General features: G+C 48.2%; 16 protein-coding genes. 6 read left to right on the top strand and 10 right to left on the bottom strand.

Annotation, left to right across the window (positions count from 1 at the left end; genetic code table 11):
- Window positions 1-141: 141 nt before the first annotated feature.
- From HA050_RS04460 to HA050_RS04415, 10 genes are all read right to left on the bottom strand, one after another.
- Entirely contained in the window at window positions 142-1,185 is a 1,044-nt protein-coding gene (locus HA050_RS04460) for a bifunctional UDP-4-keto-pentose/UDP-xylose synthase (RefSeq protein ID WP_166822611.1), read from the bottom strand.
- 22 nt (window positions 1,186-1,207) lie between these two features.
- Window positions 1,208-2,140: a formyltransferase gene (locus HA050_RS04455; protein ID WP_166822608.1), complete on the bottom strand. Its 933-nt coding sequence runs from the start codon at window positions 2,138-2,140 to the stop codon at window positions 1,208-1,210.
- Window positions 2,137-3,096: a glycosyltransferase gene (locus HA050_RS04450; protein WP_166822605.1), complete on the bottom strand. Its 960-nt coding sequence runs from the start codon at window positions 3,094-3,096 to the stop codon at window positions 2,137-2,139. The genes HA050_RS04455 and HA050_RS04450 overlap by 4 nt, the downstream gene beginning before the upstream one ends.
- A 61-nt stretch (window positions 3,097-3,157) precedes the next feature.
- The gene (locus HA050_RS04445; protein ID WP_166822602.1) at window positions 3,158-4,285 is read right to left on the bottom strand and encodes a DegT/DnrJ/EryC1/StrS family aminotransferase; all 1,128 of its coding nucleotides are present in this window, start codon (window positions 4,283-4,285) and stop codon (window positions 3,158-3,160) included.
- Window positions 4,282-4,644 carry a VanZ family protein gene (locus tag HA050_RS04440; protein ID WP_166822599.1) on the bottom strand — a complete coding sequence of 121 codons (363 nt, stop codon included), beginning with the start codon at window positions 4,642-4,644 and terminating at the stop codon, window positions 4,282-4,284. Before HA050_RS04440 ends, HA050_RS04445 begins: the two co-directional genes overlap by 4 nt.
- On the bottom strand, window positions 4,644-5,015 hold the full coding sequence (locus HA050_RS04435) for an SMR family transporter (RefSeq protein WP_099396126.1): 372 nt from the start codon (window positions 5,013-5,015) through the stop codon (window positions 4,644-4,646). The genes HA050_RS04440 and HA050_RS04435 overlap by 1 nt, the downstream gene beginning before the upstream one ends.
- Window positions 5,012-6,649, bottom strand: coding sequence for a phospholipid carrier-dependent glycosyltransferase (locus tag HA050_RS04430; protein ID WP_166822596.1), 1,638 nt, complete (start codon window positions 6,647-6,649; stop codon window positions 5,012-5,014). Before HA050_RS04430 ends, HA050_RS04435 begins: the two co-directional genes overlap by 4 nt.
- 90 nt (window positions 6,650-6,739) lie before the next feature.
- On the bottom strand, window positions 6,740-7,351 hold the full coding sequence (locus HA050_RS04425) for a Smr/MutS family protein (RefSeq protein WP_166822593.1): 612 nt from the start codon (window positions 7,349-7,351) through the stop codon (window positions 6,740-6,742).
- Between the two features lie 56 nt (window positions 7,352-7,407).
- Entirely contained in the window at window positions 7,408-8,361 is a 954-nt protein-coding gene (gene trxB, locus HA050_RS04420) for a thioredoxin-disulfide reductase (protein ID WP_099396122.1), read from the bottom strand.
- A gap of 135 nt (window positions 8,362-8,496) precedes the next feature.
- Window positions 8,497-8,694 (bottom strand): hypothetical protein, encoded by a 198-nt coding sequence (locus HA050_RS04415; RefSeq protein WP_166822590.1) that lies wholly within the window; start codon window positions 8,692-8,694, stop codon window positions 8,497-8,499.
- Between the two features lie 189 nt (window positions 8,695-8,883).
- On the opposite strand from HA050_RS04415, the gene rpsB reads away from it, so the two are divergent.
- The 6 genes from rpsB to HA050_RS04385 all read left to right on the top strand — a co-directional run bounded on the left by rpsB (window position 8,884) and on the right by HA050_RS04385 (window position 13,776).
- Window positions 8,884-9,606, top strand: a complete 723-nt coding sequence (rpsB, locus tag HA050_RS04410) for a 30S ribosomal protein S2 (protein ID WP_115227493.1) — start codon at window positions 8,884-8,886, stop codon at window positions 9,604-9,606.
- Between the two features lie 147 nt (window positions 9,607-9,753).
- Window positions 9,754-10,629, top strand: a complete 876-nt coding sequence (gene tsf, locus HA050_RS04405) for a translation elongation factor Ts (RefSeq protein WP_166822587.1) — start codon at window positions 9,754-9,756, stop codon at window positions 10,627-10,629.
- Between the two features lie 133 nt (window positions 10,630-10,762).
- Window positions 10,763-11,482: a UMP kinase gene (pyrH, locus tag HA050_RS04400; protein ID WP_099396119.1), complete on the top strand. Its 720-nt coding sequence runs from the start codon at window positions 10,763-10,765 to the stop codon at window positions 11,480-11,482.
- A 104-nt stretch (window positions 11,483-11,586) separates the two neighbouring features.
- A complete protein-coding gene (gene frr / locus HA050_RS04395; protein WP_099396118.1) occupies window positions 11,587-12,144 on the top strand; it encodes a ribosome recycling factor in 558 nt (185 codons plus the stop codon).
- 127 nt (window positions 12,145-12,271) lie between these two features.
- Window positions 12,272-12,955, top strand: a complete 684-nt coding sequence (gene uppS / locus HA050_RS04390) for a polyprenyl diphosphate synthase (RefSeq protein ID WP_205836316.1) — start codon at window positions 12,272-12,274, stop codon at window positions 12,953-12,955.
- A complete protein-coding gene (locus HA050_RS04385) occupies window positions 12,949-13,776 on the top strand; it encodes a phosphatidate cytidylyltransferase (protein WP_166822581.1) in 828 nt (275 codons plus the stop codon). The genes uppS and HA050_RS04385 overlap by 7 nt, the downstream gene beginning before the upstream one ends.
- Window positions 13,777-13,849 lie beyond the last annotated feature (73 nt).

Genomic DNA, 13,849 nt, shown 5'->3' with positions numbered 1-13,849 from the left:
CACAGGGATTGCCTAGCCAGTTTAAACTATTTATTTTGACTGACAGCCACATGCGGGTTTGCCGCGGATAATGACCTTACCCTGATGCAAAAAAACCACGCATGGCGTGGTTTTTTTGTGAAGCTTTGCGGCCTGGTTTAATTAATCAACCAGTTCGCGCGCTGCAGCAACCTGATCTTTATAAGCATCAAAGATGCCGCGCAGTGAGTCTTCCATAGTGGTGCTTGGTGCCCAGTTCAGATCGGCCTTGGTGTTGTCGATTTTTGGCACGCGGTTTTGCACGTCCTGGTAGCCCTTGCCATAGTACTCGCCGGAAGTGGTTTCCAGAACGGTTACTTTGGCAGCCATTTCTGCGTATTCAGGATAGGTTTTAGCCAGATCCAGCATCATGGTGGAAAGCTCACGCACCGAGTAGTTGTTCACTGGATTACCAATGTTATAAATCTGGCGTGTGGCTTTGCCGTCTTTATTGTCGATAATCTTAACCAGTGCTTCGATACCGTCGGTGATGTAAGTGAATGCACGTTTTTGCGCGCCGCCATCAACCAGCTTGATTGGCTCGCCACGAACGATATGGCCCAGGAACTGGGTAATCACACGGCTGGAGCCTTCTTTAGGTGTGTGGATATTATCCAGGCCCGCACCAATCCAGTTAAACGGACGGAACAGGGTGTAATCCAGGCCTTCTTGCTGGCCGTAAGCCGCAATCACGCGATCCATCAGTTGCTTGGAGCAGGCGTAGATCCAGCGTGGTTTGCTGATCGGGCCGTAAACCATATTGGAGTTTTCAGGATCAAAGGCTTCGTCTTCACACATGCCATAAACTTCGGATGTAGAAGGGAAAATCACGCGTTTTTTGTATTTAACACACCATTTGATAATGGGCAGATTCGCTTCAAAATCAAGTTCGAATACGCGCAGCGGTGCCTGTACATAAGTGGCCGGTGTTGCGATAGCAACTAATGGCAATACCACATCGCATTTCTTAACGTGATATTCAATCCATTCCTGGTTAATGGTGATATCGCCTTCAAAGAAGTGAAAGCGTTTGTTATCCATAAATTCAGAAACTTTATCGGTAAACATATCCATACCGAAAATTTCCCAGTCGGTATTTTCGAGGATGTATTTAGACAGGTGATGGCCAATAAAACCATTAACGCCAAGGATAAGGACTTTTTTCATTGTGTTTTCCCGAAGGTACTAATTAATGTAAATCTATTGAGGATGCGCCAAAATGGCGAATAAAATCACTGCCATTCAGTGTTTCCCCATCGAATTCTGCATGCAGTACTAAAAGTGCTGCACCATCACTGCAAAGTAAGATAATTCTATTGCCGTCAGCATACATCAGCGGGGTAATGGGTTCGATGGCTGTTGTATCTGCTGTGAATATTTGCCGTGTGCGCCAGATAATCAGGCGCTTGCCATTGATGTCACTAAATGCGCCAGGATAAGGCACGGTTACAGCGCGTACCAAATTATGGATGTCTTTAGCGCTTTTTTGCCAGTTTATCTGCCCATCTTTGGCTGTACGGCCGCCATAATAAGCGCCCTGGCTTAAGTCTTGCTGCGTAAAATCAGTTTTTCCTGCAATTAATCGCGGTAATGCCGCACTTAAGCAAAGCTCCGCTGCTACGGTGACTTTTTCAAATACTTCCTGAGCGGTGTCGTCAGGAAAAACAGGCACGGCTTGCTGAGCCACAATCGGGCCATTATCCGGCTTGATATTCATGACATGCAAGGTGGCGCCGGTTTCGGTTTCACCATTAATAATGGCCCAGTTAATCGGCACGCGGCCACGGTATTGCGGCAGCAGGGAGCCATGCATATTAAACGCTCCCTGCTTTGGCGCACTTAATAAAGGCGCTTTCAGCATATTGCGATAATAAAACGAGAATAAAAAATCCACATTCAGCGCAGCAATCTGCGCTTCAATTTCTGGTGTATTTGGGTTTTCTGGCGTAATAAACGGGATTTCGTAATCAGCAGCCAATTGAGCAACCGAGCCAAACCAGATGTTCTCATTTGGATTGTCTTCGTGCGTCACAATCAGCCTGATCTCAATGCCAGCGGCCAGCAGCGCTTTAATACATCGCACGCCTACATTATGGTAGGCAAAAACAACGGCTGATTTCACGCGCCATCCTTTTTATGTTGATCCGGGTCGGCCTGTAAAATACTGGCAATTAAATAACGCGGGCGCTGGCGTACTTCATGATAAATACGGCCGATATATTCGCCTAAGAGGCCAATACCAAATAGTGCAATGCCAATCAGGAAGAAGACGATTGCAAATAAGGTAAACAGCCCGCCGACTTCCGGCCCCATAAAGATACGGCGCAGAACCAGCAATAAGAATAAAGCGCCAGAGCCTAACGAGACAAAAATCCCCAGCATAGAAAATAATTGCAAAGGCAGAATTGAAAAACCGGTCATTAAATCAAAATTAAGACGGATCAGGCTATAGAGCGAATACTTGGATTCGCCTGCAAAACGCTCTTCATGGCCAACCACCACTTCGGTTGGATTTTGTGAAAAAGAATACGCCAGTGCCGGAATAAAGGTGTGCATTTCCTGACACTGATTAATGGTGTCGATAATGCGGCGGCTGTAGGCGCGCAGCATGCAGCCCTGATCGGTCATTTTGATTTTGGTGAGTTTTTCGCGCAGATTATTCATGCTGCGGCTGGCCACATGCCGCCACCAGCTGTCATTGCGCTGTCGGCGAATCGAGCCCACATAATCGTGACCCTTATCCATTTCAGCCAGCAATGTGCCAATGTCTTCCGGCGGGTTTTGTAAATCGGCATCAAGCGTCACAATGCGCGAGCCTTTGGAGTGCTCAAATCCTGCCAGAATGGCCCGGTGCTGGCCAAAGTTGCCGTTGAATAAAATCACCCGGGTGACATCCGGGCGCTTTTCGTACTGGGCGCTTAACAAGCCTGCCGAGCGGTCATGGCTGCCGTCATTGATAAATAAAATTTCATACGGCGTATTCAGGGCGTCAAGCGCAGGATAAAGACGGTCAAACAGGGCCTGCAGGCCGTCTTCTTCGTTATAAACCGGTACGACAACAGAAACGATGGGCTTCATTAATATCTCTTTTTAAAACCTGATACATAAGTGCTGCAAGAAGGGGGCCAGCCCCTTCTCATTATTTAAGGCTGGCGGACAGCACTTCACTTAAAGCGGTGCAAACACGCTGCACATCTGCCACTTCCATGGCAGGGAACAGCGGCAGAGTAATGGTGCTTGCGCCAATATGCTCTGCGTGCGGGTACATGCCTTCGGTGTAGCCCAGATTGCGGTAGTAGCTAAATAAATGCAGCGCGGGGTAGTGAACACCAACACCAATGCCTTTTTCTTTCATTTGCGCAATAAACTCGCCGCGGCTGATTTTCATTTTTGCCAGCGGTAAGAGCGGCTGAAACATATGCCAGTTGCTGTTTGTAAAATCAGCGGGCGGCAATTCTAAGCCTAAATCGGCATCCAGCAAATCAAAATAAGCTTGGGCAAGCGCTTTTCGCTTGCTGTTAAAGCCATCGAGCTGCTTAAGCTGCCCAAGTCCAATAGCCGCAGCCACATCGGTCATATTGAATTTACCGCCGGGTAAATCCACATCCATGCTGCCATCAGGGAAGCGGGTGACGCCTTGCAGGCGCCATTTTTCAAACAGGGCCGCTTCGGCTTCATTATTCATCACCAGGGCGCCGCCTTCGGTGGTGGTCATGTTTTTATTGGCGTGAAATGAAATCGAGCACAAATCGCCAAAACTGCCGACTTTTTTGCCGTTCCATGTTGCGCCCTGTGCCTGTGCTGCGTCTTCAATCACGCGCAGGCCGTGTTTATTGGCTATGGCATAGAGGCGATCACGATCTACCGGCAAACCCGCCAGATCAATCGGGATAATCGCTTTGGTGCGCGGCGTAATTGCAGCCTCGACTAAATCTAGATCAATATTACGGGTGACAGGATCAACATCCACCAGCACCAGCTTGCCGCCGGTATTTAAAATTACATTGGTGGTCGATACCCAGGTCATCGGCGTGGTGATGACTTCATCGCCGGGCTGCAGATCAATTAATCGCAGCGCAATTTCCTGCCCGCCGGTTGCTGAATTGACTACGCGCACAGGGCGGCCGCCAAAATAGGCAGACAGTGCGGCTTCAAAGGCTTTTACTTTAGGGCCGCTGGTAATCCAGCCCGAGCGCAATACACTGGCCACATCATTAATGGTTTCTTCGTCAATGCTTGGGCGGGTAAAGGGGAGAAAATCGCTCATGAATGATCCGTTTGTATTTTTAAAGGATGTGGCAAAAATTGAAGCAAGATTGCGGCGATGCCGGTGCCGGTCAGTGCACCAGCAGCATTTGCCAGCATGTCGTGCGTGTCAAAACTGCGGTAAGGCGTAAGTGCCTGTGCAAACTCAATTGCAACGCCCATTAAGCTGGCCAGCAGCCAGATAAGGGGCAGCTTTCTCTGGCGGGCAAGGCCAAACCAAAGTGCAAGCAAGCCATAGGCCAGAAAATGACCCATTTTATCGCTGTTTGGTATGGCTGGCATGGTGAGCGGAATCAAAGACATTACCCATATAAAAGCCACATAGACCCATGCCAGCCTTTCAAAGGCAATCCTTGCCATCAGCTCTTTGCCACCAGTAAGACGCCCAGCATAATGATGGCGATCCCCACGAGACGCATCGGTGTAACTGCTTCACCAAATAACCACCAGGCTAAGCCCGCATTCACTACATAGCCTATTGATAACATGGGGTAGGCAATGCTGACTTCTACGCGTGACAACGCCAGAATCCACACCACCACGCTGATGACATAGCAAGATAGCCCGCCAATAATATGGGGATTGCTGGCGACTTTCAGCCCGATTGGCCAGGCGTTAGCCATGGAGAAATCGAATTGCCCAATGGTGCGGGTGCCCGCTTTTAATAAAAGCTGAGCACCAGCATTGAGTAATACGCCAAATAAAATCAATCCAAATTCAAGTGCTTTCATGGTTTGGCAATCACTAATCTGCGCGCATCTTTGGCGATGGTTTTCATTTTCAGGCCGCGTGTTTGTAATTCATTGAACGTATCTGTTTGCAAAATAGCGACAGGCTGAGTATCGCTATTCCAGCGGGCAATAAAATCATCCAGTGAAATTCGTTTATCAGGTTCTGATTTCTGACCCATTTCAAATTCATCAATATATTCAACAAATTGCAGGGTTCGTTTTAAATAAAAGGGCAGAGACTGGTCGTAATAACGTACCGCATAGAGTGTGCTTTGTGGCGTGAGCTGAGGCTTGATGGCTTCAACCAAATGGTAGCTGGAGTTCGTATAAGCGTAAGACTCGTGCCCAACCATGGGCAATTGCCCGCCCACCAATCCTGCCAGCGCCATGGTGGCGATCGCCGCTTCTTTTTTGCCTTTGCCAGCCAGGATAAAGCTGGCGATGGCTCCGCCTGCTAACACCAGGCCAGCTGCCACCAGCCAGGCTGCATAGGCTGCGTTATAAATTTGTGGCGTGTGCTCGCTTGTCATGTTGCTGACATAGGGGTAAGCGCCAACCAGCACAAGGCCAGGTATGGCAATCCACGCAAAATGCCAGCGCAGGGCTTTACCACTGATATCCATCAGCGTTTGAGCCATCAGCATGGCCAGCGCAGGGAAAATCGGCAAAATATAAGAAGGTAGCTTGGAGCCTGATTTAGAAAAGAAAGCAAAAATAAACACTGACCAGATCAATAGAAAACGGTTGGTTTTAAATTGCTCATTGCTCTGCCAGTTTTTCTTTAATGCCTGCGGCAACAGGCTGGTCCAAGGCAATAAGCCTACGGCAAGAATCGGGAAGAAATACCAGAGCGGGCCTTCACGGCGATGCTCGGTGCTCAGAAAACGCTCAAAGTGCTCGTGAATAAAGAAAAACTGCGCGAATTCAGGATTGGCTTTCGATACGGTTAAAAACCAAGGCACGGTAATCAGTAAGGCCAGCGCCAGGCCTTTGAATAAATGCAGCCTGGTCCAAAGCTTAAGATCCCGGCAAATAATCGAATAGGCGACAATTGCAATGCCCGGCAGCACCAGACCGATCAGGCCTTTAGATAAAACGGCCAGGCCAATTGCACCCCAGGCCACAAGCATGCCATTGCGGTTTTCTTTGGTGCTGGCGCCGTCTCTTTGTGCCAGCAAGAAGCCACACAGACTAAAGGTGAGGAAGGCGCTTACACCCATATCCAGTGTAAGAAAGTGGCCATTGCCTATCCACCAGGCGCTGCTGGCTAAAATGCCGCTGGCAAGCCAGGCGGTGGCTTCGCCCCAGAGTTTGCGGCTGGTAAAAAATACCGCCAGCAATCCTAAAAAGCCAGTCAGCGCAGGCCATAGCCTTGCTGCAAAATCTGATTCGCCCAGTACCTCAAAGCTGGCCGCAGTGGCCCAGTATTGCAATGCAGGTTTTTCAAAGTATTTAATGCCATTCAGGCGCGGTGTATTCCAATCGCCACTGACGACCATTTCACGGGCTATTTCTGCATAGCGGCCTTCATCAGGTGTAATCAGCTTGCGATAACCCAGTGTGCCAAACCAGAGGACGGCCAAAAGGAGAAGCACCAGCCACTTGGCGGCGGGGCGGTTAATCAGACTATTCATGGATTTTCATTGGGATTGAGCAGTGTGGCATTGTACCTTAAGCCACATGAATGCGTGAAACGCTGCGGTGTATAGAATTTGTAAGCGGCCTTAATCTCTGCGGGTACGAATTAAAACCAAAACGGCACCGCCGCCACCCTCGTGTTGCGGGGCCTGGCAAAAGGCGAGCACTTCATCTCTTTGTGCCAGCCAGTTTTTAAGCTTTTGTTTAAGAATGGGCTCGCCGTTTTTAGAACCCATGCCTTTGCCATGTACAATGCGTACACAGCGCAGGCCTGCTGCATTGGCGCTTTGTAAAAAACGCGTCACGCTGATTCTGGCTTCATCACTACTTAAACCGTGCAAATCCAGATGCCCGCTGGTTGGCCACTGACCCTTCCTCAGACGCTTCAGCGTGTCGAGCTTCTGGCCTGGCTTGCTGTAGAGCAGCTCTTCGCCCGGTGCCAGCTCATCCCATGGCCAAAAATCGGTCATATCATCCAGCGGGCTGAGGTGCTCGGCGTGTTGTTTGCGCGGCCAGGGGCTGACTTCTGGCTTTGGGTGCTGATATTGGGTGTTTTTAAGCGGCTTAACGCCCTGCACCGAGCGCATAAACAGGGTGTGATCATCCAGTGTTTCTACGGGTTTACTTTTGGGTTTTGCAGCAATCTGCGGCTTGGCGCGTAAAGCTTTTCTAAGCTGGCGCAGCTTGGGGTTATCCATGTCAATCCAATGCAAAAGGGGCGCTGAGCGCCCCTTGGGTCATCTTAAATTATGAATTAACGTAGTGAATCCAAATATTTATCTGCATCCAGCGCGGCCTGGCAACCCGATGCAGCGGAAGTCACTGCCTGGCGGTAGATATGATCCTGCACATCGCCTGCGGCAAATACGCCTGGAATACTGGTGCCCGTTGCGCCACCATCACGGCCGCCCTTGGTTACGATATAGCCGGTTGCATCCATTTCCAGCTGGCCTTTAAAGATATCTGTGTTTGGCTTGTGGCCAATGGCAATAAATACCCCGGTTAACTCAAGATCACGTGTGCTGCCATCTACGGTTGATTTAAGACGGGCCCCCGTTACGCCAGTGGCATCGCCCAGAACTTCATCCAGTGTGCTGTTGATGGCCAGGGTGATTTTGCCTGCTTCTACTTTCTCCATTAAATGGTTGATCAGGATTTTTTCTGAACGGAAAGTATCGCGGCGGTGAATCAAAGTGACATGCGCAGCAATATTAGACAGATATAGCGCCTCTTCAACGGCTGTATTGCCGCCGCCCACTACGGCAACCTGCTGATTGCGGTAGAAAAAACCATCGCAGGTCGCACAAGCAGATACGCCGCGGCCGGCAAAGGTTTCTTCGCTTGGCAGGCCGATATACTGGGCCGATGCGCCCGTTGCAATAATCAGGGCATCGCAAGTGTATTCGCCGGAGTCGCCCACCAGACGGATTGGTTTTTCATTTAAATGCGTGGTGTGAATATGATCAAAGATCATTTCTGTGCCAAAACGCTCGGCATGCTTTTGAAAGCGGGCCATCAGCTCCGGGCCTTGTACGCCATCCGCATCGGCTGGCCAGTTGTCTACATCTGTTGTTGTCATCAGCTGCCCGCCCTGAGCAAGGCCCGTTACCATTACCGGATTAAGGTTGGCACGGGCAGCATAAACGGCAGCAGTGTAGCCAGCAGGGCCTGAGCCTAAAATAAGTAAACGAGCGTGTTGCGTAGCCATAAATCAGCTTCCTTTTCTGAGAGAGGGGAAAGTGTGCCGGAGCCTTATTGAAAGGCATATTGATTATTTGCTCACAGTTTACGTCTTTCAAGCCTGGCTTTCTAATCGAAAATGCCTATGGGGCTCATTAATTACCTAATTTTGAATGGTCAGCATTGCAGGTGCGGCATATTTTTTCTGACTGGTCATGCCGATGAAAATAGGTGTATCGGGCTGTGATGAGTGGGGTTTGCCATGGGCCTGTGTCAGGAATAGCGTATCAGCGGCGGGCGCGTTACGGCGGGCAATAAGCGGGTAAATATGGGAAGGTTGATGGATGTTTTCGTGTTTCATGATAATAGATGCAGTTCATGAATGCCTGATTAAGCTGGACTGGCCTTGGCGTAAAGGTCTATAATCCTGTGCTCTGTGGGCATGGTGCCTGCAGATAATTTTGGTGCTCACCCCGTTAAGGGTGCTCAAAGTCTGTGATTTTGGGTGTCGTGTGAGTGCTGGATGTAACCCTTAGCTTGGAGTTTTACTATGTCCGTTAGCATGCGCGATATGCTTGAAGCCGGTGTCCACTTCGGTCACCAAACTCGTTACTGGCACCCAAAAATGGGTCAATATATTTTTGGCGCACGTAACAAGATTCATATTATCAACCTCGAAAAAACTTTGCCATTGTTTGAAGAAGCGGTTAAATACGCTCGTCGTATTGCTGCAAACAAAGGTACTGTTCTGTTCGTAGGTACTAAGCGCCAGGCTCGTGAAATCGTTGCTGAAGAAGCAGCGCGTTGCGGCATGCCTTTCGTTGATCACCGCTGGTTAGGCGGTATGCTGACTAACTACAAAACAGTTAAGCAGTCGATCAAACGTCTGGAAGAGTTACAAGTTATCGTTGCTAATGAAAACAGCGGCTACGGTAAGAAAGAATTGCTGGACATGAATCGTGAAGTTGAAAAACTCAATCGTAGCCTGGGCGGTATCAAGGATATGAAGGGTCTGCCAGACGCGATTTTCGTGATCGACACTGGTTACCAAAAGGGTACTTTGGTTGAAGCTAAGAAACTGGGCATCCCGGTTATCGGCGTAGTTGATACCAACAACAACCCGGAAGGTATTGATTTCGTTATCCCTGGTAACGATGATTCAAGCCGCGCAATTCGTTTGTACGCTCAAGGTATGGCTGACGCCGTGCTTGAAGGTAAAAACCAATCAGCACAAGAACTTGTCGAAGCAGCTGCTGTAGCCGCTGCACAGTAATATCGTAAAGTTAATATGCGAAAAAGGGGCGTTTCGCCCCTTTTTTGTAAATAACAGATAAGTAGCTCTGCATCTGTCCGGTTTTTATTATTAAATAATCCGGATAAGCGATGCTCTACTCCTTACCCAGTTTCAGGAGAAATAATCATGGCGGAAATTACCGCGAAAATGGTTGCCCAGCTGCGCGAGCTGACTGGCCTTGGCATGATGGAATGTAAAAAAGCTTTGGTTGAAGCCGATGGCGATATCAAAAAAGCTGAAGAAGTAATGCGAATCAAATCAGGCAACAAAGCGTCCAAGCTGGCTGGCCGTACTGCTGCTGAAGGGATTATCGCTGCATTTATCTCTGAAGATAAAAAAATTGGCGCTGTACTGGAAGTGAACTGTGAAACAGACTTCTTAGCAAAAGACGAAGGCTTTATCGCGTTTGCCAAGCTGGCAGCTCAGGCTGTTGCTGATGCAAACCCGGCTGATGTTGAAGCGCTGGCGCAAGTTGTTGTTGATGGCAAAACAGTTGAAGAAATTCGTAAAGAAGCTGTTGCCAAATTAGGCGAAAACGTGACTCTGCGCCGCTTTGCGCGCTTTGAAACAACTGGCCAGGTTGCAGCTTACCTGCACGGCAACAAGCTGGGCGTTCTGCTGGATATCGTGGGTGGTGATGAGCAACTGGCTAAGCAAATTGCAATGCACATTGCGGCAACTAAGCCTAAGTCTCTCGATGCAAGTGGTGTACCTGCTGACCTGATCGAAACAGAGCGTCGTGTTGCTACTGAGCGTGCTAAAGAAGCAGGCAAGCCAGAAGCAATGCTGGAAAAAATCGTTGAAGGTACAGTACAAAAGTACCTGAAAGATGTTGTATTGCTGAGCCAGCCATTTGTAATGGATGACAAAGTAACAATTGAGCAATTGCTGAAAACCAACTCTGCAACTGTTAATGCATTCAACCTGTTTGTTGTAGGTGAAGGCATTGAAAAAGCAGTGGTTGATTACGCTGCTGAAGTGGCTGCTGCTGCAAAGATTTAATTGTTTGTATTAAACTTAGCCCGCCGGAAGAGCAATCTTCAGGCAGGCTGAGCACTGGATATTTGCTTTATGCGCCGCACGGTAACGTGCGGCGTTTCCACAATTTGCCCCTCCATGGATAAGGAAGCTTCAAATGAGCCAAGCACCCAAATATAAACGCATTTTGCTGAAACTCTCCGGCGAAGCCCTCATGGGTGAGGATAGCTATGGCATCAATCGTGTCACAATTGACCGTATTGTTGGTGAAATCAAGGCTGTATTAGATCTTGGCGTACAAGTTGGTGTTGTGATCGGTGGTGGTAATATTTTTCGGGGTGTAGCGCCTGCCGCTGCGGGAATGGATCGCGCAACAGCAGATTATATGGGTATGCTGGCAACGGTAATGAATGCGCTGGCCTTGCAGGATGCGATGAAACGCGCGGGTATTGTAAGCCGTGTTCAATCTGCGCTGACGATTCAGCAAGTGGCTGAGCCCTATGTGCGCGGCAAAGCAATCCGTTACCTTGAAGAAAATAAAGTGGTGATTTTTGGTGCAGGAACGGGTAACCCTTTCTTTACAACAGATACCGCTGCTGCTTTGCGCGGCATGGAAATGGGCGCCGACATTGTTCTTAAAGCCACCAAAGTTGATGGTGTTTACACCGATGATCCAAAGAACAATCCAGATGCTGTACGTTATCAAACCCTGACTTTCGATGAGGCCATTGGCCGTAATCTGAAAGTGATGGATGCCACTGCATTCGCGCTCTGTCGTGATCAAAATATGAATTTAAGTGTCTTTAGTATCTTCAAAGCAGGCGCATTAAAGCGCGTAGTTCTTGGGGAAGATGAAGGGACGCTGGTACACTGCTAAACTTTCTGAACAGAGGCACGGATTATTTACTCTGTGCACTGTTAGTGGGCCATAGTACAAATGAACGATTACTCATTAGAAACGAGTAAATAAGGGAATGCATTATGATTGCAGAAATTAAAAGCAATACCGTTACAAAAATGCAAAAATCAGTTGAAGCTTTGCGCGTTAATTTAGCCAAAGTACGTACTGGTCGCGCGCACGTTGGTTTGTTGGATCATATCAATGTGGATTATTACGGTGCACCAACAGCAATTAATCAGGTTGCGAATGTAACTTTGATTGATTCACGCACAATTGGTGTTCAGGCTTGGGAAAAAACAATGATTTCCAAGATTGAAAAAGCAATTCGTGATGGCGATCTGGGCTTGAATCCATCAACTAATGGTGATGTGATTCGTGTGCCAATGCCGGCACTGACCGAAGAGCGCCGTAAAGATTTAACAAAGGTTGTTCGCAACGAGGCAGATGATGCTAAGGTAGCCGTGCGTAATATTCGCCGTGATGCCAATGAGCAATTAAAACGCTTAGTTAAAGATAAAGATATTTCTGAAGATGATGAGCGTCGTGCAGCAGATGATGTTCAGAAGCTGACAGATAAATATGTAATTGAAATTGATAAGTTGTTGGCAGAAAAAGAAAAAGAATTAATGACAATGTAATTATTTACTGGCCGGTGCAATTGTACCGGCCAGTAAACGTAAGGGGTTTGGTGTGGCCATATTCAGTAGCTCAACTAAAGAAATACCGCAGGACATTGCAGCTGTTCCCCGTCACATTGCCGTGATTATGGATGGCAATGGCCGTTGGGCAAAAAAACGCATGATGCCACGTATATTTGGCCATAAGCGTGGTGTAGAGGCTTTACGTGATACGGTGCGCGCTTGTGATGCACTTGGCGTGGGTTATTTAACTGTTTTTGCTTTTAGTAATGAAAACTGGCGTCGCCCGCAAGATGAAGTCTCATTTTTAATGGGCCTCTTTCTGAAAGTGCTGAGTGGTGAAATTAACCGCATGCACGAAAAAAATATTCGTTTAAAAATTGTTGGCAATCGCGAGCATTTTGGCCCGGAGCTGGTAGAGCTGATTGATGCTGCTGAAGAAAAAACGGCAAACAATACAGGTTTAACACTTTCTATTGCTGCAGATTATGGCGGCCGTTGGGATGTCATTAATGCCACACATAAAATGCTGGCAGATCACCCGGAATTAAGCACTGCTTTCACAGAAGATGATTTATCTCCCTACCTTGCGATGGCCTATGCGCCAGAGCCTGATTTATTTATCAGGACAGGAGGGGAGCAGCGCATCAGTAATTTCCTGCTATGGCAACTTGCCTATACCGAGCTTTATTTCAGCGATATGCTTTGGCCTGATTTTGACCGTCAGGCACTGGAAACTGCGATTGACTGGTATCACAGCCGGGAACGACGTTTTGGCCGTATTAGTGAGCAACTTCAGACCCCATGCTAAAAACTCGTGTTCTAACGGCCCTCTTCTTACTGCCGCTGCTGCTTGCGGCAATCTTTTATTTACCTCAATTAGGGACAACCGGCTCCCTTGCATGGATTTCATTTTGTGGATTGATTATGGTTGCCGCGTCCTGGGAGTGGCAGCGTTTATCCGGCATGCAAGGCTTTATTGCTAAAGTTTATCCTTTATTAACCGCAGTTGTATTTGCTTTACTCAGTCAGCTTATTTATACGCCTTCAATGCTATTGGGGCTGATGTTTGGGGCGAGCGTGTTTTGGTTATTTGTTACGCCATGCTGGCTTTCTAAAAAATGGAAGCTGGCAAATGCCGCAAATTTAAATATTTTATTAGGCTGGGCCTTGCTGCTGCCTGCAGGGCTTGCATTAATTGTGCTGCGCACAGCGGGGCCATGGGCGTTACTTGCTGTATTGGCGATTGCATGGGTTGCCGATTCAGCGGCTTATTTCTTTGGTAAAGCTTTTGGTAAGCACAAGCTTGCACCATTGATTAGCCCCGGCAAAAGCTGGGAAGGTGCTGCTGGCGGTTTGCTGGGCGTATTGATTTACACGTTCTTTTTGCCTAAACACTTGTTTTTTCATGGCGAACTATTGTCGCTTGCGGCATGGCTGGCTATTGCGGTGATCTTAACGGCGGTTAGTGTAATGGGGGACTTATTAGAATCCCTGTTTAAGCGTCAGATCGGAATGAAAGACAGCAGCAATTTATTACCGGGGCACGGCGGAGTGCTCGACAGGGTTGATAGCTTATTAGCCATCCTGCCGGTAGCCTGTGCAATTTACCTCAGCTTCTTATTATTCTAAATTCAAACTGCGTAAATCATGTGCTTGTCACAAGATCTTATTGCTGAAATTAAAACACTGGCAATAAAACCAA

It is taken from the genome of Iodobacter violaceini (assembly GCF_011601265.1).
In the GTDB taxonomy this organism is placed as follows: domain Bacteria; phylum Pseudomonadota; class Gammaproteobacteria; order Burkholderiales; family Chitinibacteraceae; genus Iodobacter; species Iodobacter violaceini.
The sequence above is the reverse complement of the archived record's forward strand: the minus strand, read 5'-3'. Positions and strand labels throughout refer to the sequence as shown.